The sequence below is a fragment of the Haloarchaeobius sp. HME9146 genome (assembly GCF_025399835.1).
In the GTDB taxonomy this organism is placed as follows: Archaea; Halobacteriota; Halobacteria; order Halobacteriales; family Natrialbaceae; genus Haloarchaeobius.
The window spans coordinates 257,371-280,575 of sequence record NZ_JAODVR010000001.1; the positions used below are offsets into that span (position 1 = coordinate 257,371).

The 23,205-nt window shown below is 64.8% G+C and carries 25 protein-coding genes and 2 tRNA genes; 19 read left to right on the top strand and 8 right to left on the bottom strand.

What is annotated here, in order from left to right; all coding sequences use genetic code 11:
• Nucleotides 1-12: 12 nt before the first annotated feature.
• Nucleotides 13-660, bottom strand: coding sequence for a histidine kinase N-terminal 7TM domain-containing protein (locus N6C22_RS01280; protein ID WP_261648817.1), 648 nt, complete (start codon nt 658-660; stop codon nt 13-15).
• Between the two features lie 115 nt (nt 661-775).
• On the opposite strand from N6C22_RS01280, the gene N6C22_RS01285 reads away from it, so the two are divergent.
• Entirely contained in the window at nt 776-1,207 is a 432-nt protein-coding gene (locus N6C22_RS01285; protein ID WP_261648818.1) for a ribbon-helix-helix protein, CopG family, read from the top strand.
• Between the two features lie 12 nt (nt 1,208-1,219).
• Here the strand turns inward: N6C22_RS01285 and N6C22_RS01290 are convergent, their stop codons facing one another.
• Nucleotides 1,220-1,678 (bottom strand): DUF5814 domain-containing protein, encoded by a 459-nt coding sequence (locus N6C22_RS01290; RefSeq protein WP_261648819.1) that lies wholly within the window; start codon nt 1,676-1,678, stop codon nt 1,220-1,222.
• A gap of 130 nt (nt 1,679-1,808) precedes the next feature.
• Here N6C22_RS01290 and N6C22_RS01295 point away from each other — a divergent pair.
• Nucleotides 1,809-1,881 (top strand) — tRNA-His (locus tag N6C22_RS01295).
• Nucleotides 1,882-2,145: 264 nt separating this feature from the next.
• Here the strand turns inward: N6C22_RS01295 and N6C22_RS01300 are convergent.
• Nucleotides 2,146-3,489 carry a hypothetical protein gene (locus N6C22_RS01300; RefSeq protein ID WP_261648821.1) on the bottom strand — a complete coding sequence of 448 codons (1,344 nt, stop codon included), beginning with the start codon at nt 3,487-3,489 and terminating at the stop codon, nt 2,146-2,148.
• Between the two features lie 167 nt (nt 3,490-3,656).
• On the opposite strand from N6C22_RS01300, the gene N6C22_RS01305 reads away from it, so the two are divergent.
• A complete protein-coding gene (locus N6C22_RS01305) occupies nt 3,657-4,007 on the top strand; it encodes a hypothetical protein (protein WP_261648823.1) in 351 nt (116 codons plus the stop codon).
• A 304-nt stretch (nt 4,008-4,311) separates the two neighbouring features.
• Nucleotides 4,312-4,488, top strand: coding sequence for a hypothetical protein (locus N6C22_RS01310; protein WP_261648825.1), 177 nt, complete (start codon nt 4,312-4,314; stop codon nt 4,486-4,488).
• A gap of 14 nt (nt 4,489-4,502) precedes the next feature.
• Here the strand turns inward: N6C22_RS01310 and N6C22_RS01315 are convergent, their stop codons facing one another.
• Entirely contained in the window at nt 4,503-5,666 is a 1,164-nt protein-coding gene (locus N6C22_RS01315; protein ID WP_261648826.1) for a CBS domain-containing protein, read from the bottom strand.
• A 70-nt stretch (nt 5,667-5,736) separates the two neighbouring features.
• Here N6C22_RS01315 and N6C22_RS01320 point away from each other — a divergent pair, with 70 nt between their 5' ends.
• On the top strand, nt 5,737-6,108 hold the full coding sequence (locus N6C22_RS01320; protein ID WP_261648827.1) for a cupin domain-containing protein: 372 nt from the start codon (nt 5,737-5,739) through the stop codon (nt 6,106-6,108).
• 194 nt (nt 6,109-6,302) lie between these two features.
• Here N6C22_RS01320 and N6C22_RS01325 read toward each other — a convergent pair whose 3' ends face one another.
• Nucleotides 6,303-6,764, bottom strand: coding sequence for a hypothetical protein (locus tag N6C22_RS01325; protein WP_261648828.1), 462 nt, complete (start codon nt 6,762-6,764; stop codon nt 6,303-6,305).
• Nucleotides 6,765-6,932: 168 nt separating this feature from the next.
• Between N6C22_RS01325 and N6C22_RS01330 the strand changes: the two genes are divergently transcribed.
• From N6C22_RS01330 to N6C22_RS01350, 5 genes are all read left to right on the top strand, one after another.
• Nucleotides 6,933-7,229 carry a hypothetical protein gene (locus tag N6C22_RS01330; protein WP_261648829.1) on the top strand — a complete coding sequence of 99 codons (297 nt, stop codon included), beginning with the start codon at nt 6,933-6,935 and terminating at the stop codon, nt 7,227-7,229.
• 55 nt (nt 7,230-7,284) lie between these two features.
• On the top strand, nt 7,285-9,393 hold the full coding sequence (locus N6C22_RS01335) for a DEAD/DEAH box helicase (protein ID WP_261648831.1): 2,109 nt from the start codon (nt 7,285-7,287) through the stop codon (nt 9,391-9,393).
• 203 nt (nt 9,394-9,596) lie between these two features.
• Complete coding sequence (locus N6C22_RS01340) at nt 9,597-10,331, top strand: hypothetical protein (RefSeq protein ID WP_261648833.1); 735 nt, start codon at nt 9,597-9,599, stop codon at nt 10,329-10,331.
• An 85-nt stretch (nt 10,332-10,416) separates the two neighbouring features.
• Entirely contained in the window at nt 10,417-11,247 is an 831-nt protein-coding gene (locus N6C22_RS01345) for a hypothetical protein (protein ID WP_261648835.1), read from the top strand.
• Nucleotides 11,248-11,328: 81 nt separating this feature from the next.
• Nucleotides 11,329-13,233: an SLC13 family permease gene (locus tag N6C22_RS01350; RefSeq protein ID WP_369684382.1), complete on the top strand. Its 1,905-nt coding sequence runs from the start codon at nt 11,329-11,331 to the stop codon at nt 13,231-13,233.
• Here N6C22_RS01350 and N6C22_RS01355 read toward each other — a convergent pair.
• Nucleotides 13,230-13,496 (bottom strand): hypothetical protein, encoded by a 267-nt coding sequence (locus N6C22_RS01355; RefSeq protein WP_261648837.1) that lies wholly within the window; start codon nt 13,494-13,496, stop codon nt 13,230-13,232. The genes N6C22_RS01350 and N6C22_RS01355 overlap by 4 nt on opposite strands.
• A 110-nt stretch (nt 13,497-13,606) precedes the next feature.
• Between N6C22_RS01355 and N6C22_RS01360 the strand changes: the two genes are divergently transcribed.
• Nucleotides 13,607-13,677 (top strand) — tRNA-Pro (locus N6C22_RS01360).
• A 45-nt stretch (nt 13,678-13,722) separates the two neighbouring features.
• Nucleotides 13,723-13,893, top strand: coding sequence for a hypothetical protein (locus tag N6C22_RS01365; RefSeq protein ID WP_261648838.1), 171 nt, complete (start codon nt 13,723-13,725; stop codon nt 13,891-13,893).
• Here N6C22_RS01365 and N6C22_RS01370 read toward each other — a convergent pair.
• A complete protein-coding gene (locus tag N6C22_RS01370) occupies nt 13,860-14,681 on the bottom strand; it encodes an alpha/beta hydrolase (protein WP_261648840.1) in 822 nt (273 codons plus the stop codon). The genes N6C22_RS01365 and N6C22_RS01370 overlap by 34 nt on opposite strands.
• 268 nt (nt 14,682-14,949) lie before the next feature.
• On the opposite strand from N6C22_RS01370, the gene N6C22_RS01375 reads away from it, so the two are divergent.
• The 7 genes from N6C22_RS01375 (at nt 14,950) to N6C22_RS01405 (ending at nt 22,127) form a co-directional block, all read left to right on the top strand.
• Nucleotides 14,950-17,175 carry a S8 family serine peptidase gene (locus N6C22_RS01375; protein ID WP_261648841.1) on the top strand — a complete coding sequence of 742 codons (2,226 nt, stop codon included), beginning with the start codon at nt 14,950-14,952 and terminating at the stop codon, nt 17,173-17,175.
• A 74-nt stretch (nt 17,176-17,249) separates the two neighbouring features.
• Nucleotides 17,250-19,346, top strand: coding sequence for a minichromosome maintenance protein MCM (locus N6C22_RS01380; RefSeq protein ID WP_261648843.1), 2,097 nt, complete (start codon nt 17,250-17,252; stop codon nt 19,344-19,346).
• Nucleotides 19,346-19,621, top strand: coding sequence for a hypothetical protein (locus tag N6C22_RS01385; protein WP_261648845.1), 276 nt, complete (start codon nt 19,346-19,348; stop codon nt 19,619-19,621). The genes N6C22_RS01380 and N6C22_RS01385 overlap by 1 nt, the downstream gene beginning before the upstream one ends.
• Before the next feature lie 68 nt (nt 19,622-19,689).
• Nucleotides 19,690-20,028 carry a hypothetical protein gene (locus N6C22_RS01390; protein WP_261648846.1) on the top strand — a complete coding sequence of 113 codons (339 nt, stop codon included), beginning with the start codon at nt 19,690-19,692 and terminating at the stop codon, nt 20,026-20,028.
• 26 nt (nt 20,029-20,054) lie between these two features.
• Entirely contained in the window at nt 20,055-20,888 is an 834-nt protein-coding gene (locus tag N6C22_RS01395) for a hypothetical protein (protein ID WP_261648848.1), read from the top strand.
• Nucleotides 20,889-20,913: 25 nt separating this feature from the next.
• Complete coding sequence (locus N6C22_RS01400; protein WP_261648849.1) at nt 20,914-21,453, top strand: hypothetical protein; 540 nt, start codon at nt 20,914-20,916, stop codon at nt 21,451-21,453.
• The gene (locus N6C22_RS01405) at nt 21,450-22,127 is read left to right on the top strand and encodes a MinD/ParA family protein (RefSeq protein ID WP_261648851.1); all 678 of its coding nucleotides are present in this window, start codon (nt 21,450-21,452) and stop codon (nt 22,125-22,127) included. Before N6C22_RS01400 ends, N6C22_RS01405 begins: the two co-directional genes overlap by 4 nt.
• On the opposite strand, the gene N6C22_RS01410 is transcribed toward N6C22_RS01405, so the two are convergent.
• On the bottom strand, nt 22,111-22,986 hold the full coding sequence (locus N6C22_RS01410; protein WP_261648853.1) for a transcription initiation factor IIB family protein: 876 nt from the start codon (nt 22,984-22,986) through the stop codon (nt 22,111-22,113). The genes N6C22_RS01405 and N6C22_RS01410 overlap by 17 nt on opposite strands.
• Nucleotides 22,987-23,205 lie beyond the last annotated feature (219 nt).

Sequence of the window (23,205 nt, forward strand, 5' to 3'; positions counted from 1 at the left end):
GACTGTACTTTTTTAGTCGAGTCGAGTCGAACCGGCGACGAACAGCGATGCGACAGCCATCCCGAAAGGGCCTGCACCCCTGAAGCCACCGGCGACCGAGGCGACTATTCCGAAGACGACCGCTGCATATCCGACAACTGCGAGGGCACCTCCGAGATCGCCCCGAAGTGCCTCTCGACCGTGGACGACAGCACCAGCGAGGAACACTGCGTGCGTGAACGCGAGGAGCGCGAAGTACGCGATTCCGGGTTCAGCAGAGAGCACGGTGTCTCCGTGGCGCGTCACGACGCTGGCCGACTGCCAGTACAGCCCGTGGAGCGAGTTCGTCGCCACCAACAGCTGCCCACCGGCCAGGACGAGTGCGACCGGTGCCAGGACGAGTGGCGACGGGTTCGCCGTCCGTCGGGACAGAGCGTACCAGAACCAGCACCCGGCTGCGACGGCGAAGCCGAGGAACCCGGCGACGTGCAGCACGAGTAGCAGCGAGAACCCACCCGTGAACATCTCGAGGAGACTGGTGAGACTGAGGACGGCGATGCCGGCGGCGAACCCGACCGCGCCTGTCGCCCTGTGACGGGGCGCGTGGCTGCTGGCCGCGAGGATGAGCGCGCTGCCGGCGACCAGCAGGGTCGAAAACGGGAGGAACGATTTCGGGACCATACTATCGGGTTTCGACAGGTCGGATGATAAACACCCAGCGTGCGAGCGAGCCCGTAGATTCCGACAATCGTCTGACGAAACTTCAAGTACGTCCGCTTCCCTATCCTACCACGACATGGGCAACAAGAACAAGACGATCTCCTTCCGCGTGAACGAGGACGCCTTCGACACGCTCCAGGAGATCGCGGCTGAACGCGACATCTCCCTCTCGGCGGTCTTCCGCGACTACGTCGACATGCTCGTCGCCCACGACGGCCAGGTCGAGGTGCTCCCGGAACACGAAGTGCCCGAGCAGGACAGCACCGGCGAGGACGAGTGGCCACCGAAGGTCGAGGTCCCCAAGAGCTTCGTCCGCGAGCACGAACGCCTCGAACTCGAGGCCGACCACCTCCGCGAACAGCTCGACGAGTACAAACAGTACGTCACCCACCTCCGCGAGACCCTCGAAGACGCAGAGGACGGTGAGGAGGTCATCCACCTCGAAGACCTCGACCTCGGGAACGAGACGGAGCGCGAAGAAGACTCGAGCTACCGCATCCGCGACTGAGTTCTCGACTTCCTAGCCGGAGAGTTCGTCCTTCGTCTGTTTCGCTCGCTGGCGCATCTCCTCGTTGCCGTCGACCCGGGCCAGTTCCTCCATCGCCTCCAGGGTCCGGACCCCGTCGTCGAGGAACGAGAGGATGTCGCCCTCGTAGGCGTACACCATGTAATCGTCGCCCATCACGTCGACGATGGCTCCCGGGTTCAGCCCCTGTGCCCGCAGTTCGAGCAGGTACCCGATGAACTTCCGCTCCGGGTGCCCACAGTACGGCGCGTTATCACAGCCACAGTCCATGAAGTCCTTCGCGAAGTCCAGCACCCGCTCCCGGGTCGTCTCGTCCAGCTTGTCGAGGCTGTCCCCACCGTTGAACAGGATGTCCAGTGTCGCCCCCTTGAACGCCCCCTTCGGGATGTTCGTGTCCAGCTGGGAGCTGAGCTGGCGGTGGTTCTTGACGTATATCTTGTCCGTGATGGCCACGCTTGGAGATGGATAACGCCGTGGCGGGCAAAAACGCCCCGGTCTCGCCGCGCGTGTGTCTGTCTGTCGTGGGGAGGCCGAGTCGTAACGTATTTTTACGCTGCTGGATTACCTGTGACTGCACACAGTGTCCGGGTTGGGGTAGTGGACTATCCTTCAGCCTTGTGGAGGCTGAGACGCGGGTTCGATTCTCGCACCTGGACCTTTTGCGGAACGTAACTGTCCGAGCGTGTGCTCCGGCAGGAGCACCGTGAGGAAGCATGAAGTGACGCAACGGTCGTCCTAAGAGAATTGAACCAGGGAGCGAAGCGACTAGGGTTCAATTCTCGCACCTGAACCTTTTCACCCTCTAACCCCCCTAATTAGTTTGTTTTATTGTTTATATATTATAATTGATACTGTGGTAAAAGCCACAAAGGAAGGGTTCGACGGGGGGAGATAGTCCCAAAACCCTCGAAGGGTGTTACTTAGATGCCCAGTTCTTCCCGGATATCTGCCGCAGAAAGGATACCACTTTCAGCGAGGAAATCCTGTACACCAGGTCCTTCCGGGCCTCCTGGTCCCAAATCGAACTTTGGATCTCTGAGTCGGTTTTCGAGGAGTGCAAGGAGCGTATCCGCTTCGATTAACCGAACCTCTTGAACATCGGTCGAGATTTTTAGCGTCCGTATTGCTTCACGGCTCTCGTCGGAGAACTCGCCGGTGAATACAGCAAAGTAGACGTTCCTCAACCCCTGATTCCGTAGAGTTGGGACTTCTCGGTTGATATAGTCCTGAAACTGACGTTCGTCACCCGTATTAATCGTGTAGCCGTCACGACGAACTTTTGCGTCGTATATGATGGCATAGCTGTGCCGCTGACTGATTGCGATACCATCGGGATTGCGCCCCATTCCCTGCCCTCTTTCTTCGACCTCGAACCCGATCATGCGGAGGGCTTTTGCAAGTCGATTCTCGAATAGCGTCTCTACCGCATTACCAGTCTCTTCGGCGAGCTCCTCGATTTCCTCAGTGTTTGAACCCAGCTCAGGCAGAATAGACACAATCGGGGGAATGTAGCTGTCAGGGAGGGTCTGGAGGACATCAGGCTTTGCGACCCTTTCATCCTCGAACTCATCCCGGTTTTGCCAATACCAGAACACGTGCTCGACAGTCCAAAGATCAACATCACGGTCAGTATACCCCTCAATCGCCTCTCTCATCTCCTCATTCAGTTCCCAGAACTTCCCGTAGCTCTCCGCAATGTCGTCATTTGGCTCCCAGATGGCCAAATCCGAGAGTGCGTTGACCATCGAGGTGTAGTAGATGGGGTATCTCTCGGGGTCACGAATCTGCCAAAAGTAAGAAATAAAGTACGGAATCGAACCAGGTCGAGGGACTTTTCGTAGATCATCAGCTTCGTTTCGGAGACGTTCGACGAACCCTTCGATTGAACGAATCTTCTCCTTGGCTTCCGTTCGGTCTTCAGGCGGCTGAATGGCCTTCTGGAGAAGGGATGTTAATTCATCCTCGCGGGATTCGCCAGCCGAGCTATAAATCATATTGAAGAACATCATCCCGTTCATGCCTTTGAATCCCCAGTAAGGGAACCGCTTGTTCTGGCTATCAATTGCAGACTTGAACTCGTCAAGTGGCAATTCTCCCCTGATGAAGTCATCAATGAGTTCGTTGAGAACTACTAGTCGTTCATTCCGTCTCTCATCCGCCTCTGCCATTGTCACGACCTCCCCCTGGCTATCCTTCATTCGAAAATCATTGGCCTCGAACTCCTCCCAAGCCCGTTGGAGTTGCTGATCGTCAGAGAGCACCATAGAAAGAAACACCCAATCCACACCCATTAATATATTCGCACAGGTAGCCTCGTTGAAACTCTAAGCCGGCGTCACGTTTCTCTGTCTATCGAGTAAATCTCACGAATCGTCTACACAGATTTGTGCTCAACAAAGTGTTATGTGCCATCAGCAACGTTGACATATTCATGCCGATTAAAAGCTACAGTGAAGCAACTGAAAAGCGGAAACTCGTAATCGATTACTGCGCCCGGTATGCCGTCGTTCCGAGGAAATCAGACGATTCCAATCTCCCAGAACCTTGGGAAGGCGTCTCCAGCGAGGAAATCCAGGCGGGAATAAAGGAGAAGTTCGGCAGAGACGTTTCGAAGGGGATGGGAACTCTGACATGGGAAGAGCTGGGGGCTCGGGGAGAAGAAAACCGTGGTACAGTTCGGGTTACCGGCCACGATGTAGAAGAACCTTTAGCTTTTTTACAGAAGAGACGGGAGGAGCTTCTGGATGCAGGTCTACGCCAGTTAGCTGAGTGGGAGGCATGAACGGGTAAAGATGCGCGTTCGGCTCGTCTAAATTCCCACAGGACAAGGCAATTCGAGACCTATCTTGCCCCAGAACAATGTGGGCTGATCGAGGCCTCAGCGAGGTGGCTGGTGGCAGAGCGACTTGTGGTGCCCAAACAGGACAATTATTTTATAAGTATTTGCAATCAAGCGCTACATATCTTCAAATGGAAACCAAAGGCTTCCCATGGGGAAGACGGAGGTTCAAGGGGAGGTAAATACGCCAGGAGTCAAGCCTGGGTAGTGACAGCTCCATCCTTTCTCTTTCAAGGAGACACACAACATGGAAGAAGATAACAGAGAGTACATTCTCGGACTCGTCGCTGGTGAAGAGTCGTTCTACATCACATTTGCAAAGAATAGCCGGTACAAACACGGCGTCGTCTCTGGTATCCGGTTCGCGATGGGAGCCGTTCATCGTGTGTCACCCAGTGATGCACTCGACCCGGATGAGCTATAAACTATCAGCAGGTCTCAGTCCGCCGTTTCGGCCCGCGTCGCCGGGTTCGCCGAGCCGCTCTCCTGGATGATGTTGAACGCGGTCATGAGGTCCGAGCGGGAGATGAGGCCCACCAGGTCACCGTGGTAGTCGGTGACCAGCAGGCGGCCGACCCCCTTCTCTTGCATGGTCTGGAGGGCTTCCATCGCGTCGGCATCGGGGTCGATGGTGACGAGTTCCGTGGTCATGATCTCCTCGACGAGGTAGGCGTCGCGTTCGACCGACGGGACGCTGCGGGCGTCTTCGAGCGTCACCAGGCCGACGAGGGTGCCGTTCTCGAGCACCGGGTAGCCGGTGTGGCGTTCCTGGAACATGCGCTGGATGAGCGTGGCCACGCTCTGGTCGCGCTCGATGGTGTTGAGGCGCTCCCAGGGGGTCATGATGTCGCGAACGGTGACGTTCTGGAACGCCGCTTTCATCACGACCTGCTGGGCCTCGGAGGACGCCCCGATGTAGACGAAGAAGGCGATACCGATGAGCAGTATCTGGAAGGTGAACAGGCCGAACAGGCCGAGCAGCAGGGCGAACAGCTTACCGACCTCGGCCGCAATCTGCGTCGCTCGGGCGTACGGGCGGCGGCGCGCGAGCAGTGCACGGAGCACCCGGCCACCGTCCATGGGGAAGCCGGGGAGCATGTTGAACACGGCGAGCGAGATGTTCATCAGTGCGAGGTAGCCCACGACGAACCGTGCCGCGGGGTAGCCAGACGGGAGCGCGACGAACGCGACCGCGGAGGCGACGCCGACCAGCACGGACACGATGGGCCCGGCGAGGGCTATCTGCAGCTCCTCCTTCCAGTCCTCGGGCATCTCCGAGAGCGAGGCGATACCCCCGAAGATCCACAGCGTGATGGAGTCGATGGGGTAGCCGTACCGCATCGCGACGAGGGAGTGCCCGAGTTCGTGTAGGACGACCCCCGCGAACAGGCCGATGGCTGCGGCCGAGCCGACGATCCAGGGGGTCGGTCCGGAGGTGAGCGGGCCGATGGGGAGGCCCGCACCGAACACCTGGTTCATCAGGTCGGCGACCGCCGCCACGCGGTCACCGATGAGGTAGGCGAACAGGGGAAGTACCAGCAGGAACGTCAGGTCCAGCTTGATCGGGATGCCGAAGAGCGACCCGATACGGAAACTTCGCATGGGAGACAGTAGCCGCGGGACGGTATTAAAAGGGAGGCCGTTTTTGTAGCCAGTCGCCCTACCGTCGGGCATGAGCGACCCCGAACCACTCGTGCGACGCGCCGCAGACATCGACTACGAGGACGTGGACGCCGCCGCTGGCCTGCGCAAGGGCGTGCTGGTCTCCGAAGCGCAGGGTGCCCCGCACTTCGCCATCCGGCGGTTCACGCTCGACCCTGGAACCGAGGTCCCGAAGCACACCAACGCGGTCGAACACGAGCAGTACGTGCTCGACGGCGAGTACGTGGTCGGAATTGGCGACGAAGAGTACCGCGTCGAAGCGGGTGACTCGCTGCTCATCCCCGCCGGGACCGTCCACTGGTATCGCAACGACAGCGACACGCAGGGCGCGTTCCTCTGTGCGGTACCGAACGGAGACGACGAGATAGAGCTCCTGGAGTAGTCGGCGAGACGACCGGTTCCGGTACACTTTTGACTTTTTAGGCAGACCTAAAACACATGAGCAAGCGTCAGTCACAGCCTCGCACGACTCGTTCTCGCGCCGCCGTCGGCCTGTTCCGTGGCATCTTCGGGACGCCCGAACCGGACGACGAGACCGAGGAGTAACGGTCGAATAATCCGATTCCCGACCGACTCTCAGTCCGAGAGCTTCGCGTCCAGTTGTCGCGCCACTACGTCGTCGTCGAAGGGTCCGTCGTCGCGCGAGAGGTGGATGAGCGGCGCGTTCTCCATCTGTATCCACTCGCCGTCACGGCCGTTGCTCAGCGTCACGGACTCCTGGGTTCTCGGGAGGCCGTTCGAGCGCATCCCCTTCGTGCGGGAGCGGGTCGTCGCGACGTGCAGGGGCGTGTCGTCGTCCTCGTAGACGGTCGGTCGGTAGGTCGGATGCTCGGGGTCAAGTTCGCACATCGCGGCCTGGTACTCCTGGGTCGCTTCGGCGGCCTTCTGGGCATCGGCGCGGGAGTCGAACCGGGCGCCAGTGGCGGGCTCGGGGCGGTGGCCGGTGGTCGAACAGGCGACGATGAAACCGCCGTCGTCGCTGGCGAGGTCGGCGACGGTTCGGCGAGCGTTCGGGAGGCGCTCGGCGGGGTCGGTCATACCAGCCACTATTTTAGGCCATCCTAAAAGAGTGCCGATTCGACCCGCAGCGACCCCAATTGTCTCGAATCCAACCACTTTTGGGCAACCTAAAAACATTGTATCGGTCTCGGCAGTATCTCGCGCAATCCATAACGATTTTTTATTCATAGGTCTTCGACACGACTGATGGCACGCTATCGCGACGGGTTCGGCGAGATTCGAGCCCACCTGGATGCCCTCCACGCCCCGGGTGGCCCGTACCACGTGGTCTGTGCGAAGACCGGCGAGACCCCGGCCCCACTGAAGGGGCTCCGGTTTGACGACCGCCAGACCGCCGCGGAGGCTACCGAGGTCGCAGCGACCTACCGTGCGTACCTGCGCCTCTACGACCCATCGGTCCCCTTCACCGACCTCATCGTCACCGAAGACGTCGAGGTCGAGGCAGAAGCGGGCCGACAGCCCGCCACGGTCAACCGGGACTGACCCGGGTCGGGCGGAACGCAGAACCCTGAAATACCCCACTCACGTATCGCCAGCCGTGTCTAAACAGGTCCAGCGCGTCGACACGTTGTTCCTCCACGAGACCGGAGACACCTACCTCGCCGTCGTGGTGCGCGACGGCAAACGCGTCTTCCGCGCGAAGCTGGAGCTCAAAGAGACCAGCGCCGGGCCCCGTCCCGGCCGCTTCCGGGTCATCCGCGGCTCGTCCGAGGAGCCACGCAGTCCCGACGAGTTCGTCGAGATAGCTCGCCGAGCGAGCCGTATCCGCATCTCCGAGCAGACCACGAAACCGGCTCGCGACGAGCTTCGCGAGATGCTCGGTGGCTACCAGCTGGACGCGAAGGTGGTCCGGACCTGTCGCTACTGCGCCTCCGACGGGCGCTACTCCCCGATCACTGCAGACTCCGCGGTCAAGTCCGGACAGGACTACATCTGCGTCGACTGTGCGGTCACCGAGCTCGAACAGGAACTCGCCTACCACGGCGAGTTCACCGGGGCCGCACAGGACCGCCTCGAGGAGCTGATGCTCGAAGTGCAGGACATCGAGAAGATCAAGAACCTGCTCAAGGGCGAACTCGACCCGGACCTCACGAAGTTCGACGAGATTTCGTCGACGACCGACGACATCGAGCTCGTCCGGACGGATACCCTGAACCTCCATCCCGGGCTGCAGGGGATGCTCGAAGACCGGTTCGACACCCTGCTCCCGGTCCAGAGTCTGGCCGTCGACAACGGACTGTTCGATAGCGCGGAACGAAGTTCCGCGAAAGACGGGAGCGGGCACGGCCCGCGACCGGGCGGAGCCGACCAGCTCGTGGTGAGCGCGACCGCGACCGGGAAGACCCTCATCGGCGAGATGGCCGGCATCAACAACGTCCTGAACGGGAAGGGCAAGATGCTCTTCCTGGTGCCCCTCGTCGCGCTCGCGAACCAGAAGCACGAGGACTTCGAGGAGCGCTACGGCGACATGGTCGACGTGACCATCCGCGTCGGTGCGAGCCGCGTCGCCTCCAACGGGTCGCGCTTCGACCCCTCCGCCGACGTCATCGTCGGCACCTACGAGGGTATCGACCACGCGCTTCGGACCGGCAAGGACCTCGGCGACATCGGGACCGTCGTCATCGACGAGGTCCACACGCTCAAGGAGGACGGTCGGGGGCACCGCCTCGACGGGCTCATCTCTCGCCTGAAGTACTACAGCGACAAGCGAAAGAAGCAGCGCCAGGACTACGGCGGGGCCCAGTGGGTGTACCTCTCGGCGACCGTCGGCAACCCCTCCGAACTCGCCCAGAAGCTCCGCGCGAAGCTCATCGAGTTCGAGGAGCGCCCGGTCCCCATCGAGCGCCACGTCACCTTCGCCGGTGGGCAGGAGAAGCCACGCATCATCAACCGGCTGGTGAAACGCGAGTTCGACCGGAAGTCCTCGAAGGGCTATCGCGGCCAGACCATCGTGTTCACGAACTCGCGGCGGCGCTGTCACGAGATCGCCCGGAAGATGGAGTACCAGGCCGCGCCCTACCACGCCGGGCTGGACTACGGCCGCCGGAAGAAGGTCGAGCGGATGTTCGGCAACCAGGACATCGCCGCGGTCATCACGACCGCCGCACTCGCCGCCGGTGTCGACTTCCCGGCCTCGCAGGTCGTCTTCGACTCGCTCGCGATGGGTATCGAGTGGCTCTCCGTGCAGGAGTTCAGCCAGATGCTCGGCCGCGCAGGCCGCCCGGACTACCACGACCGCGGGAAGGTGTACATGCTGGTCGAACCCGACTGCAGCTACCACAACTCCATGGAGATGACCGAGGACGAGGTCGCGTTCAAGCTGCTCAAGGGCCAGATGGAGCCGGTCATCACCCGCTACGACGAGGACGCCGCCATCGAGGAGACGCTGGCGAACATCACCGTCGCGGGCAAGAAGGCCAAGAAGCTCAACGACCGGATGCTCGGCGAGATTCCGACGAAACACGCCATCGGGAAGCTGCTAGAGTACGACTTCATCGACGGCTTCGCGCCGACCGACCTCGGCCGCGTCGTCTGTACGCACTTCCTCACGCCCGGCGACTCGTTCACCATCCTCGACGGCATCCGCAAGGAGAAACACCCCTACGAGGTCGTCGCGGACATCGAGTTGAAAGACCAGGAGCTGTGACGCCGACCCGCGTCCCCCCTCTCGGTCGACTCCACCCACTTCTGTCTGACGGCCCGTGACAGCGGAAATCACCGTCTGCGCCGGCGAGAGGGGCCACAACGCTCATTACGAACCTTTCAATTGGCCAAAACTATCAAGAGCAATCCTGCCATCCCGTTCGATAACACCGGGGTCCGGCGGCAGACGACCGGCCCTCCACCATCATGACTGGAATCGAAACCATCGGGGAGACCGGGAACGTGTTGCTCACCGACCGCGAGCACGAACAGGAGTACTGTGGTGACCTGCTCGACGCGAGCGCGACCGACACTCGTGCGGAGCTGACGGTCTCGTTCCCGAAGGCACAGACGGAGAAGACCGGCTTCGGGAGCCTCTCGTCCAGCCAGCCGGCGAAGAAGGGTGTCATCTCGGTCGGCGACGTGATGCGGTCTGCCGCCTCGAGCAGCCCCGATTTCTCGGCTCCCGTGCCGATGGACGCCGTCGAGGACCCGGGCAACCTGCAGGCCATCGGGACCTCCATCAGCCGGTTCTGCGAGCAGTGGGACCGCCAGGCGTTCGACATCGTGGTGTGTTTCGACTCGCTGACCGAGCTACTCGAGCACGCGAGTACCGAGGCCGTCTTCCAGTTCTGCCACGTCCTCAACAGCCGTCTCGGGTCGGTCGACGCGCTGGCACACTTCCATCTCGACCCGGACGCACACGACGACGAGACGGTCGCCACCTTCCAGTCGATATTCGACGAGACCGTCGGTGAGACCACGGACGCAGACGTAATCGAGGAGTTCGCCCAGGCCACCGACGACGACATCGCCGCGCTCACCGACGGCTGGGGCGAGGAGGCACAGTACTCCATCGTCGGCGATGGCGACCAGGACCGCCCCGACGAGGTCACCGAGGCCTCCGACGAGGAGATCGCCGAGCTGCTCGACGGCTGCTGACCGGCCAGAAATAATTAATAGTGAGGAATCTAACGATGGACGCAATAGCCTCGGTCGGTGAACCGGGGGGGGTTGGGTGTCAGGTATGATGGACGACGGGAAGACAGCGGATGCACGAACAGTTCTCCTGCTCGACGAGACGACGGCATCGGAGTCCGGCGAGCACTGCGACGAGTTGATGCACGTCTGTGAGGCGAGCAGACGCGCGGAACTCACGGTGACGTTCCCGCAAGACGTGACCGATAGCGTCGACTTCGCGTCGCTCTCCGGCGGTCGCCAGCCCGCGAAACGCGGGGTCATCACCGTCGGCGAGACGATGCGCGCCGTCGGTGCCGGCGAGCCCGATTTCGACGAACCACTCGTCGAGGACACCGTCGCGGACCCGGGCGACCTCCAGAGCCTCGGCCAGAAGATAAGCCGGTTCTGCAAGGTGTGGACGAACGCTGGCTACGAGATATCGGTCTGCTTCGACTCCCTGAGCGATCTCCTGGCCTCGAACGACCCCGAAGTCGTCTTCAAGTTCTGCCACGTCCTCGCTGGCCGTCTCACCTCGGTCGGTGCTGTCGCTCACTTCCACCTCGACCCGACCGAACACAGCCAGCAGCTCCAGTTGACCTTCGAGCAGATCTTCGACGAGACCCTGCTCGAGGAGATCGACGTGGAACACCTCGTGCCGACACGGCGGTCGACCGCCAGCGACACCGACGTGGCCCAGGGCACGGCCTCGCTGACCCTCGAGGACACCGACGACGGTGGCACAGCACCCCCCGACAGCGGCAGTTCCGCCGGCGAGTCCAGCCCCGAGACGGGGGGCGATACGGCCGACCCTGCAGGCGATGACCCCACCCGAGAGACCGGCGGAGAGGCCTCCGACGAGGAGATAGCCAAGCGCTTTTCAGCGATGAACGGACCCTGACCGGGGTTCCTGGCTCTCGAAACGCCCGTCAGTCCTCCCGGTTTCCGTAGCCTTTTCTTGTGGCCAGCCGTTCCACGGCCTGTGGTCGCACTCACGCCCGAGATACTCTACGTCTTCGCGCTGGTCCTCGTTGCGCTGGTGTTCTTCGCGACCGAACCCGTCCCGGTCGACATCACCGCGCTCGGCATCATGGTGGTGCTACTCGCCACCGGACCACTCACCGAGCAACTCGCTCGGTTCGGGCTCATCGGCGGTCCGCTCTACCTGCTCGGCAACGCCGAGACCGGCCCGGCACCGGAACTCGGCATCGCCGGCTTCGCCTCGACAGCGACCATCACCGTCCTCGCGATGTTCATCCTGTCGGACGGGGTCCAGCGGACCGGCATCATCCAGATTCTCGGGCGCAAGATCGCGGCGTTCACCCGGGACTCCGAGACCAGACAACTGAGTGCGACGATGGGCGTCGTCGCCCCGCTCTCGGGGTTCATCAACAACACCGCCGCGGTCGCCATCCTCCTCCCGATGGTGACCGACATCGCCCACAAGGGCAAGACCTCGCCCTCGAAACTGCTCATCCCGCTCTCGTATGCCTCGATGTTCGGCGGGATGCTCACCCTCATCGGCACCTCCACCAACATCCTCGCCAGCGAGGTCGCCCGCGACATCGCGACCCGCGCCGACGCTCCCGTCGGCTCGGCCCGGCTCTCCGACGGCTTCTCCATGTTCGAGTTCACCCAGCTGGGCATCGTGGTCGCCATCGTCGGCTTCATCTACCTCCTCGTCGTCGGCCGCTACCTCCTGCCCGAGCGCATCAAGGCCCGCGAGGACCTCACCGAGGAGTTCCAGATGGCGGACTACCTGACCGAGGTCGAGGTCCGCGAGGACTCTCCCCTCATCGGCCAGACGGTGCGGGACGCCCTGGTCGAGACCGACTTCGACGTCGACCTCGTCCAGCTCGTCCGTGGCGAAGAGGTGTTCCTCGAACCGCTCGGCCCGAAGGCCATCCAGGCGGGTGACATCTTCCTCGTCCGCACCGACCGCGATACCCTCGTCGAACTCATGGACGTGGAAGGGTTCGAGCTCGTCCCGAACTTCGAGGTCACCGAAGAGGAACTCGAGCTCGCCGAAGCCGACGAGAACCTCGTCGAGGTCGTCGTCGCCCCCGGCTCCGACCTCGTCGGCGAATCGCTCACCTCCATGAACTTCCGCCAGCGCTACGACGCCACCGTCCTCGCCCTGCGCCGCGGTGGCGAACTCATCCGCAAGCGCATGGACAACATCGTCCTCCGGGTCGGCGACACCCTGCTCGTGCAGGCGACCGCCGACTCCATCGAGCGCCTAGACTTGAACCGTGACTTCATCGTCGCCCAGGAGATCGAGCGCCACGATTACCGCGAAGAGAAGATTCCGGTCGCCATCGGCATCATCGGCGGGGTGGTCGGTCTCGCCGCACTGAACGTCCTCCCCATCGTCGTGAGCGCCCTCGCCGGGGCCCTCGCGATGGTGTTCACCGGCTGTCTCAAACCCGGTGAGGTGTACGACGCGGTCCAGTGGGACGTCATCGTCCTGCTCGCCGGCGTCATCCCGCTCGGCACCGCCATGCAGAACACCGGTGCCGCGCTCTACATCGCCGAGGTCCTCGTCCAGAGCGCCGACGTGCTCCCCCAGATAGCCGTGCTCGGCCTGTTCTACGTCCTGACCGCGGCGCTCACCAACGTCATCTCGAACAACGCCAGCGTCGTCCTCATGATACCGGTCGCGTTCGACGCCGCCGCCCGACTCGGCGCGTCACCCTACGCGTTCGTGCTCGCGGTCACCTTCGCGGCCTCGACCGCGTTCATGACGCCGGTCGGCTACCAGACCAACCTGTTCGTCTACGGTCCCGGCGGCTACCGCTTCTCGGACTACGCCCGGATCGGGACCCCGCTCCAGCTCGTCTTCGCGGTCGTCACGACCGTCGGCATCGCCGCAATCTGGGGTATCTAGGCCAGCGGGGCGGCGAGGAACGCCACGCCGAACACGTGCAAGAGGAGCACGAGCAATGCCCCCGGTGCGCCCCCGATGGCGACGACGAGCAACACGAGGGGCGTGACCGCGACACCGACGCCGAACCAGGCCGCCAGCAACAGCACGAGTAACCCGACGACCGTGTTCACGATGAAGGGCTTGACCGTGTCGACCACCCGGCGTGCCCCGAGGAAGAACGCGACGACGAGGACGAGGATGGCGAGTTCGATGGTCGTGACCATGTTCGATACGAAGGGCGGCTAGCGAGATAAATCGAGAGGCGTGGTAACGGGTGGGACGAGGGGATGTGGAACGAAACGCTTTACATCGGACGGGAGAAAGGTCCGGGTACGGGACCGTAGGGTAGTGGTATCCTCGGACGTTTGGGACGTCTGGACCTGAGTTCAATTCTCAGCGGTCCCATCCCCGATTTTCAGCCGCATAGAAAACTTTCTATTTCAGACAGTATTGAGGCTATTTCCTGTCGAAACCCCGGAGGCGGTCGTCGATAGCTCGCTCCGTGTCGAGCCGCCGAAGCAGACCCACGCCGACATCACCTGGGCAGACGGCTACACCTGGGCGGACAACTACACCTGGACAGACGGCTACACCTTCGCAACCAGCTGGCCGCCGGCCTGAATATCGCCAGTCCTGCTCTCGCAGCCGACGGCTTCGCCTTCGGCACACAACCATTCGACCACGGCAGCGACGAACTGCTCGTGCGCTTGTGCAGTCGAAATCGTCCCCCGGTTGTCGCCCGACTGTCCGCCGTAGTGCCCGAACTGCGAGTGGTTCATGCCCTCGATGGCGACGAACGTCGCGTCGGCGGGGAGGTTCGACCGGCTCGACTCGAAGCGGTCACGGTTCAACACGCCGTCTCGGGTTCCGGTCACCGCGAGCACCGCCAGGTCCGAGTCCGCGATGGATTTGTCGCAGTACGACGCCCCGAGCACCAGCCCGTCGACGCGTTGCTGGTTGTTCGCCGCGTACCGGCAGGCCATCGCACCGCCGAGGGAGTGGCCGCCGACGTACCACGTCTCGACCGACTCGTCGCCCTCGATGACGGCGGTCGCCGTCCCCTGGTCCAGCACCGCGAGGTTGAGGGGCATCTTGGGGACGTACACCGTCACGTCGTGCTCGGCCGCCAGTGGCGCGAGCGTCTCGACGTAGGCATCTGGAGAGACTCGGCCGCCGGGGTAGTACACCAGTCCGACGGTTTCGGCCTCCGAATCCGGGTCGCGGATGACGTAGCCACCATGGGCGCGCTCGACCACCACGTCGTGGTCGGCCTCGACCGCGGACATCGGCTCGACGGCGTCGTAGGCCAGCACATCGAAGTAGACGTAGGCCCCGATGGCCGAAAGCAAGAGCAGTCCGACCAGCGCGAGGGCGGCGTAGGGGGCATACCGGCGGAGCGTCGTTCGCATCGGGTCGGACTCGGCTCCCCGCGTACTTGTACGTTGGTACGCGCTGGAATATTCACTGGCCTGAGGGTTACGCACAGGCACCCCCCTCCCACCCGGTAACCACGTTACGGTTCGAGAACGTTCAAGCCCGTGAGAGTACTTTCATAAATCTAGTAGGTCGCCCGCTCGCGGACAGGCACATCCGGGGAGCAAGCGACCTGGGGGAGACGGACATCATGACACCAAAAGGGGACCACGGGGTGGCATCGCACGGGAGAACACCGGAGCAATGGCGGTGGTTACGGTGAACCGGCGCGCGCTCGCCCTCGCGCTGGCCGTCGTCGTCCTGCTCTCGGCCGTCGCGGGCACCGCGACCGGGAACGGGCACGGTGCCGGAGCCGCTCCTGGCGACGGGCCGGGAACCGCACCGGGCAACGGCCCCGGCGATGGGCCCGAAGCAGACCCTGGTGACCGCCCGGATGACGGGCCCGGTGCCGGCGGACCGCCCGTCGGCGTCGGTCCCGACGACATGACCCGGGTCATCGTCGTCTTCACCGACCACGCCGCGCGCAGCGCCGCGCCCATCGAGGCGGCTGGTGGCTGGGTCACCGGCGGCGAGGACGTCGACCTCGTGCCGGTCGCGTTCGCGATGGTGCCCGAGCGGGCCGTCCGCGGCCTCGAACGCAACCCGAACGTCGCGGGAGTGTACCCCGACGCCATCGCAACCGTCGAGCCCACAGTCTCCGGACAGACCACGCCGTGGGGCATCGCACGCATCGACGCGCAGGCCGCTGGCGCGGCTGGCGTCGGCGCGGCCGACCAGTCGAACGTCCAGGTCGCGGTCATCGACACCGGTATCGACTACGACCACGAGGACCTCCAGAACAACGTCGACTGGGGCGTACGCGTGACCTCCGGCCAGGAGTGCTGGTGGATCTTCTGCTGGCCGACCGAAGAACTGTCCTACGGCAAGCAGGCGGCCGACGACGACAACGGGCACGGGACCCACGTCGCCGGCACGGTCGCCGCCGAGGACAACGGCCTCGGCGTCGTCGGGGTGGCCCCGCACGTGTCGCTGTACTCCGTCAAGGTGCTCGACAGCTCCGGCAGCGCGCCCTACTCCGTCATCATCACCGGGATGGACGAGGCAGTCAAGGGCCCCGACGGGGTCATCGGCACCGCAGACGACGCGGACGTGCTCTCGATGAGCCTCAGCGGGCCGAGCGATGGCGGGCTCTGCGACGCGGTGAACAGCGCCACCGCCGCCGGGTCGGTCGTCGTCGCGGCGGCCGGCAACAGCGGCGACGGCGACACGTCGAGCGACGACGTGCGCTACCCGGCCAAGTGCGCCGGTGCCGTCGCGGTCGCTGCGACCAACAGCAACGACGGCACCCCGACGTGGAGCGCGGAAGGGCCCGATCTCGACGTCGCTGCACCCGGCGTCAGCGTCTACTCGACCGCCCGCGGGAACGGCTACACCACCATGAGCGGCACCTCGATGGCGACCCCGCACGTCTCCGGCACCGTCGCCCTCCTGCTCGCGCAGGACCTGCAGGACGGGACGCGTGACCTCTCGCCCGACGACGTCCGGACCAGACTCGTGCAGTCGACGGACGACCTCGGTGCGACCGGCTTCGACTACGACACCGGCTACGGCCTCGTCATGGTCGATCAGGTGCTCGGCGTCGCCGACCAGGAGCCCGCTGCAATCGGCGAGACCGGTCGCGTGACCGTCTCGCAGTCGAGCCGTGACCAGTGGCACACCGTGTCGCTGGCGAACACCTACGCCAACCCGGTCGTCGTGATGGAGCCCCCGAGCTACAACGGCGACCACGCACTCCACGTCCGGGTCCGCAACGTCGGCCCGAACAGCTTCGAGTTCCGGCTCGAGGAGTGGCTCATCGCCGACGGCAGACACACCACGGAGACCGTCTCGTACATGGTCGTCGAGGCGGGCACCCACACGCTCGCCGACGGCCGCCTCCTCGAGGCTGGCACCGTCGAGGTCGACGAAGCGAACGACTTCGTCGCGTTCGGCACCCAGTTCAGTTCGACCCCCGTCGTCCTGAGCCAGGTCCAGACCGTCGTCGAGGACGACCCGGTCGTGACCCGCATGAAGGACGTCTCGTCCGGCGGGTTCACCGTCCGCCTCCAGGAGGAGGAAGCCCGTGGCGGGCACGCGACCGAGACCGTCGGCTACGTCGCCATCGCGAAAGGTGACGGCCAGCTCGACGGCACCGCGATGCGGGTCGCCGCGACCCCGAACCAGGTGACCCACAACTGGTACCGCCTCGACTTCGGCGCACAGAACTACGGCGCGGCCCCGGTGCTCCTCGCCGCCCAGCAGACCACCGACGGCGGCGACCCCGCCGGCCTCCGCTACCAGAACCTCGACGGAACCGGCGTCGACGTGAAGGTCGAAGAGGAGAAGAGTGCCGACAGCGAGGTGAACCACACCTCCGAAGTGGTCGGCTACGTCGTCTTCGGGCAGTCCGGGACGCTGTACGGCTACTGAGCGCGCTCCGGCGTGCATCACTTCCGGCCCGCTTTGCCAACCTTCTTAGGCGGAGACGACTCTAGTCCAGTCCAATGGCTCAAGGGGACAACGCCGAACTCGTCGACGCGTTTCTGGAGTTCTATCGGGACTACTACCGCGACGAAATCGGGGAGCTCGCACGCAAATACCCCAACGAGAAGCGCTCGCTCTATCTCGACTGGAACGACATCTTCCAGTACGACTCCGACCTCGCCGACGACTACCGCAACCAGCCCGAACAGCTCCAGGAGTACGCCGAGGAGGCGCTGCGTCTCTACGACCTCCCGGTCGACGTGAGTCTCGGGCAGGCCCACGTCCGCATCCTCCCGCTCCCGGACAGCACCGAGATCCGTGACCTCCGCTCGCGGCACGTCAACTCCCTCGTCACGGTCCGCGGCATCGTCCGCAAGGCGACCGACGTCAAGTCCAAGATGGAGGTCGCCGCCTTCGAGTGCCAGCGCTGTGGCACCCTCACCCGCATCCCGCAGTCCACCGGCAGCTTCCAGGAACCCCACGAGTGCCAGGGCTGTGAACGACAGGGCCCGTTCATCCTCAACCACGACCAGTCCGAGTTCGTCGACGCCCAGAAGCTCCGCGTCCAGGAGTCCCCCGAAGGCCTCCGCGGCGGGGAGACGCCACAGGCCATCGACATCCACATCGAAGACGACATCACCGGCGAGGTCACCCCCGGCGACCACGTCGCCGGCACCGGCATCCTCCGGCTCGAACAGCAGGGCAACCAGCAGGAGAAATCGCCCATCTTCGACCACTACATGGAGGGCGTCTCCGTCAAGGTCGACGAAGAGCAGTTCGAGGACATGGAGATCACCGAGGAGGACAAGAAAGAGATCGTCTCCCTCTCGAACGAACCCGACATCTACGAGAAGATGGTCGGCTCCATCGCCCCCTCCATCTTCGGCTACGACCAGGAGAAGCTCGCGATGATGTTGCAGCTGTTCTCCGGCGTGACCAAACACCTGCCCGACGGGTCGCGGATTCGTGGCGACCTGCATATGCTTCTGATAGGGGACCCCGGTACGGGTAAGTCCCAGATGTTGTCATATATCCAGAATATTGCGCCCCGGTCGGTGTACACGTCTGGGAAAGGTTCGTCCTCGGCCGGTTTGACCGCAGCTGCGGTTCGCGACGACTTCGGCGACGGCCAGCAGTGGACCCTCGAGGCCGGCGCGCTCGTGCTCGCCGACCAGGGCATCGCGGCGGTGGACGAGCTGGACAAGATGCGACCGGAGGACCGCTCCGCCATGCACGAGGCACTGGAGCAACAGAAGATATCGGTCTCGAAGGCGGGCATCAACGCGACGCTCAAGTCGCGCTGTTCGCTCCTCGGTGCGGCGAACCCGAAATATGGGAGATTCGACCAGTACGAGCCCATCGGGGAGCAGATAGAGCTCGAGCCGGCGCTCATCTCCCGCTTCGACCTCATCTTCACGGTGACGGACAGCCCGGACCCCGAGAAGGACCGCGACCTCGCGGACCACATCCTGACGACGAACTACGCCGGTGAGTTGCACACCCAGCGCAACCACATGACGAACCACGACGTGAGCGACGAGGAGGTCGCGAAGATGACGGAGTCGGTCGACCCGGACATCGACGCGGACCTGGTTCGCAAGTACATCGCCTACGCGAAGCAGAACTGCTACCCGCGGATGACCGAGGAGGCACGCGAATCCATCCGGGATTTCTACGTGGACCTGCGTTCGAAGGGGCAAGACGAGGACGCGCCGGTGCCGGTGACGGCCCGGAAGCTGGAGGCGCTGGTGCGGCTCTCGGAGGCCTCGGCCCGGATGCGCCTCTCGGATACGGTCGAGGAGTCCGACGCCGACCGCGTCATCACCATCGTGCGCGAGTGCCTGCAGAACATCGGGGTCGACCCCGAGACGGGCGAGTTCGACGCCGACGTCATCGAGACGGGCCAGTCCAAGAGCCAGCGCGATCGCATCAAGAACCTCAAGGCGCTCATCAGCGACATCGAGGAGGACTACGACGAGGGTGCGCCGGTCGACGTGGTGCTGGAGCGGGCCGACGAGATCGGTATGGACCAGTCGAAGGCCGAACACGAGATAGAGAAACTGAAACAGAAGGGCGAGGTGTACGAGCCTCGCACCGACCACCTCCGGACGACCTGATGGACCGGATCTCGGCACTCCGGAACGTCGAGGAGGTCCTCGGCGAGTTCGAACGCGGTGAGGTCGATCTGGCGGGGATGGAGCAGCGCGTCCAGGCCATCCTGCGGACCTACGTCAGCGAGTTCGACGTGCCCGAGCTCGCGGTGTACCGGGTGCAGGGTGACGAGCGTGGCGTGGTGGTCGTCGCCGAAGGGCCGACCGATGCCAGGGCGCGGGCGCGGGAGTTGTGGGCGGACGCGCCGCAGGCGCTGGACGTCGAGCGCGTCTCGGACTGAACCGGCAGACTCGACCCGTCCCCATCGCCGACCGAACAGTTTTTTACACCGATTCTTCAATGAATATTGTGTTCCTCGTCATCACCTACTCGAAGGCGGCGCGACAGGCCCTGCGGAACGTCTGCAACCGCCACGAGGACGTGGTCGTGCGGCGGTTCGGGCGGGCAGCGCTGTTCGAGGCGACCGAGTTCGGGGCGTTCTGTGCGCTACGACTCCGGGCGACGGGTGAGGGCGACGTGCAGGTCGAACGGACCGAGCCGCTGAACGAGTTCGAATCGCGGTTCGAACGGGCCCGGCGCGCCGCGGCTGCGTTCGAGGCACGGGAGTCGCCGTACACACCCTACGCGAAGTTCGCGGCGGGGACCGACCATCCCGCACCCGAGGCGATGCGCGACCGGGAGCTGTGAACCGGGACGACCCACGACGAGACGTGGTGAGAATCCAGGGAGAGGGATGGGTTCGCACCGGGCGGGAAATCGACCTCCGGGACCGGGCGGTCGAACCGACGGCCGTGGTGGCGGCCATCGCTGGCGAACCCGCCCACGAGCTGACCGTGGAGGCTCCGACGCCGGGGCCGGTCCACGAACACGTCGCTCATCTCGGACCGAACACGGGATTCTCGCGTCGGCAGGCACTCGCCGCCGTCGCACGAGAGCGAGGCTTCGAGCCGCCACAGGCTGGTGCACTCCAGCGGGTCGAGGCTGCACTGGCCGACCCAGACACCCAGACCATCGACCTCCAGCACGCACGTCGGCAGGTCGCCGAGGTGGCCACGACCGAAGAACGACTTCGCGAGCGAGTCGCTACGCTCCAGGGCGAACTGCGGGCGCGCCGGGACGTCGGTTCCCCGGTCGCAGAGACGCAAGAAGCCCTGCAAGAGGCGCTGCAAGCGCTGACGGACACCGAGACGGCCCGCATCGCCGCCGAGCAGACGCTCGTGCAGGCACGGCAGGCCGCCCGGTCGAACCGGGACGACCGCGAGCGACGGCTCCGGCTGGAGGACCGGCGCGACAACCTGCGCCGGGAGGCGACGGCGTGGCTGGTGCGCCAGCTGGATGCGGAGTTCAGGACGGCCCTCGATGCGGTTCCCGGCGCATCTGGACCCGCCGCTGGATCCAGGGCAGTCGCCGAGACCGACCAGCTGTCGGCCGCGCTCGCCATCGTTCGGCTGGCGTCCCTCGACGCTCCTGTCGTCCTCTCCACCGACCGGTTCGCCTCGGCCGCGGACGCTGCGCGGGTGCTCGACGCGCCCGTCGTCATCGTTTAAATCCGAACGCGCGGCCAGAGTGGGCATGGTCGAGATACACGTCGAGACGGACAGGCGCGAGTGCGTGACGTTCGTGGCGGCGACGGTCGCGAACGACGGGACGAGACCGCGTGAAGTGACGCTCGAGACGGGGCTGGAAACCGTGTGGGCGCCACGTCGGCAGGGGCACCCCGAGGCAGGGTGGGACGGTGACGCGGTGACGCTGGTCGTCCCGGCTGGTGGGACCCGCGGCATCGGCTTCGCCAGCCCCGACGCGCCGGAATCCGTGCGCGATGCCGTGGGCATCCTCTCGGTTACGGCGGAAGCCCCGACGACACCAGCCGAGGCGGTCCTTCCGCACTCGGCGACCGGGCTGGTCCGGACGCTCGGAGACCCGACGCCACCCGGTGACGCCGTGCCGTCTGCCGAGACGCCTCCTGCCCCGTCGCCGAAGCCACCCCGTGCCGTCGCCGCCTGGTTCGACGCACTCGAAGCCAGGGACGACCCGGACGAGCGCGACCGGAAGCGGGCGCGGGCGGTCGCCGACCGCGCGGCGCGACTGCTGGCAACGCTGGAGGCGCGATGAGGCTCGCCGTCACCGGTGGGAAGGGCGGCGTGGGAAAATCGACGGTCGCGTACAACCTGGGGGCGGCGACCGGCGCGGTGGTCGTCGACGGGGACCTCGGGATGGCCGACCTGCCGACCGCGCACGGGCCGGACCTTCACGACGTGCTGGCGGGGCGAGCCGACCCGGTCGAAGCCGTGCGAGAGGATGGGCCCGTGAAGCTGTTGCCCTGTGGGCGGAGCCTGGCGGGTTCTCGTGCCGCCGACGTGACCGAACTCGTCCGGACCGCCGCGGCGGTCGAACACGCCTACGGGGACGTGATACTCGACTGTCCGGCCGGGATGGCCGCCGACGCGGGCATCCCCCTGCTGGTGGCAGACCGGTCCGTGCTCGTCGCGCTCCCCGATGCCTTCGCGCTCCCCGACGCGCTGCGGACGCGGGCGCTGGCACGGGAACTGGACGCTGGTCTGGCCCAGGTCGTCCTCAACAAGGTCGGCGACCGGCCGCCCGCCGCGGCGGTCGAACGGGCGCTCGGTGCCCCGGTCACGACGATACCAGAGTCGGCGGCGGTCCGACGGGCCGGGAGAACCGGACAGCCGGTGCAGAAGGTGGCCCCGGACGGGCCGGTCGCCAGGGCGTTCGACTCGCTCGCGGCTGCGGTGTCGCCGCGGGACTGCCTCACTCCGACTCGGTGACCGTGTAGAACGCCGACCGGACCGTCACGGTCGAGACGTCGGCGACCTCGGCAGCCGCGGCCTGGGTGAGGTTCGCGTTCGTGTCCCTGGCCGCGGCGTACAGGCAGCCCGCGGCGAACCCGCTCGGGTTCCGGCCCGAGGCGAGCCCGTCATCCATCGCGTCGCCCGCGAGTTCCCTGGCCCGTCGCTCGACCGAGTTCGGGAGCTCGAGTTCGGTCGCGAAGCGCGCGAGGTACTCTCTCGGGTCGATGGGGCCGGTCGGCAGCCCGAGGTCGCGGTTCATCGCGTCGTAGGCGGCCTGCAGTTCCGCCTCGTCGGCCCGGGACTCGTCGACGACCTCGTCGACCGTCCGCGAGATGGACCGGACCCGGCAGGTCGCGTACACCGCGGCCGACGCGAACCCCTCGATGGAGCGCCCACGCAGGAGGTCCTCGTTCTGGGCGGACTCGAACAGGGTACAGGCCTGCTCGCGGATGCTCCGCGGGAGCGAGAGCGACCCGACGATGCGACGGATTTCGGTGAAGCCGTACACCTTGTTCCGGTCGGTCTTGGTGGCGATCCGCGCCCGGTTGTGCTGGCGGCGAAGTCGCGTGAGGGTCCGACGCTTGCGCCCGGTGAGGCGGGTGTCGGTGTTCCCGTAGCCGATCTCCGTCGAGAGCCCACGGTCGTGGCGCGACCGTGTGAGCGGTGCGCCGGTTCGCTTGCCGGAGGCATCGCCGTCGGAGAACGACCGCCACTCGGGGCCGCGGTCGATGCGGTCCGCGCCGACGACGAGGCCGCACTGGTCACAGACCGTCTCGTCGCGGTCGCGTTCGAGGGCACCACTGCACTCCGGACAACACTGCGTCGCTTTGCTCATACTCGGAACTACGCGCCGACAGGTTATTTAAACGAGAGACGATTGCGACGAAAACCCGGAGTCGGGGTGGGTCGAACCGACCGGTCACCGGTCGGTTTACGCCGAGGCGGGAGACCGGAGTGAAAGTAGTTTATGGAGCGACACCAACCACAGAAAGCGGCCGACAGCGACGAATTCGTATCTCTGTTCGACTCGAAACGAAGGGGTTCGAGTGGCGAA

Excerpts from the sequence above, each read along its gene's own strand:
- N6C22_RS01280 (WP_261648817.1), bottom strand. The coding sequence starts at position 660 with ATGGTCCCGAAATCGTTCCTCCCGTTTTCGACCCTGCTGGTCGCCGGC.
- N6C22_RS01285 (WP_261648818.1), top strand. The coding sequence starts at position 776 with ATGGGCAACAAGAACAAGACGATCTCCTTCCGCGTGAACGAGGACGCC.
- N6C22_RS01300 (WP_261648821.1), bottom strand. The coding sequence starts at position 3,489 with ATGGTGCTCTCTGACGATCAGCAACTCCAACGGGCTTGGGAGGAGTTC.
- N6C22_RS01305 (WP_261648823.1), top strand. The coding sequence starts at position 3,657 with ATGCCGATTAAAAGCTACAGTGAAGCAACTGAAAAGCGGAAACTCGTA.
- N6C22_RS01310 (WP_261648825.1), top strand. The coding sequence starts at position 4,312 with ATGGAAGAAGATAACAGAGAGTACATTCTCGGACTCGTCGCTGGTGAA.
- N6C22_RS01315 (WP_261648826.1), bottom strand. The coding sequence starts at position 5,666 with ATGCGAAGTTTCCGTATCGGGTCGCTCTTCGGCATCCCGATCAAGCTG.
- N6C22_RS01320 (WP_261648827.1), top strand. The coding sequence starts at position 5,737 with ATGAGCGACCCCGAACCACTCGTGCGACGCGCCGCAGACATCGACTAC.
- N6C22_RS01325 (WP_261648828.1), bottom strand. The coding sequence starts at position 6,764 with ATGACCGACCCCGCCGAGCGCCTCCCGAACGCTCGCCGAACCGTCGCC.
- N6C22_RS01330 (WP_261648829.1), top strand. The coding sequence starts at position 6,933 with ATGGCACGCTATCGCGACGGGTTCGGCGAGATTCGAGCCCACCTGGAT.
- N6C22_RS01340 (WP_261648833.1), top strand. The coding sequence starts at position 9,597 with ATGACTGGAATCGAAACCATCGGGGAGACCGGGAACGTGTTGCTCACC.
- N6C22_RS01345 (WP_261648835.1), top strand. The coding sequence starts at position 10,417 with ATGATGGACGACGGGAAGACAGCGGATGCACGAACAGTTCTCCTGCTC.
- N6C22_RS01355 (WP_261648837.1), bottom strand. The coding sequence starts at position 13,496 with ATGGTCACGACCATCGAACTCGCCATCCTCGTCCTCGTCGTCGCGTTC.
- N6C22_RS01370 (WP_261648840.1), bottom strand. The coding sequence starts at position 14,681 with ATGCGAACGACGCTCCGCCGGTATGCCCCCTACGCCGCCCTCGCGCTG.
- N6C22_RS01375 (WP_261648841.1), top strand. The coding sequence starts at position 14,950 with ATGGCGGTGGTTACGGTGAACCGGCGCGCGCTCGCCCTCGCGCTGGCC.
- N6C22_RS01380 (WP_261648843.1), top strand. The coding sequence starts at position 17,250 with ATGGCTCAAGGGGACAACGCCGAACTCGTCGACGCGTTTCTGGAGTTC.
- N6C22_RS01385 (WP_261648845.1), top strand. The coding sequence starts at position 19,346 with ATGGACCGGATCTCGGCACTCCGGAACGTCGAGGAGGTCCTCGGCGAG.
- N6C22_RS01400 (WP_261648849.1), top strand. The coding sequence starts at position 20,914 with ATGGTCGAGATACACGTCGAGACGGACAGGCGCGAGTGCGTGACGTTC.
- N6C22_RS01405 (WP_261648851.1), top strand. The coding sequence starts at position 21,450 with ATGAGGCTCGCCGTCACCGGTGGGAAGGGCGGCGTGGGAAAATCGACG.
- N6C22_RS01410 (WP_261648853.1), bottom strand. The coding sequence starts at position 22,986 with ATGAGCAAAGCGACGCAGTGTTGTCCGGAGTGCAGTGGTGCCCTCGAA.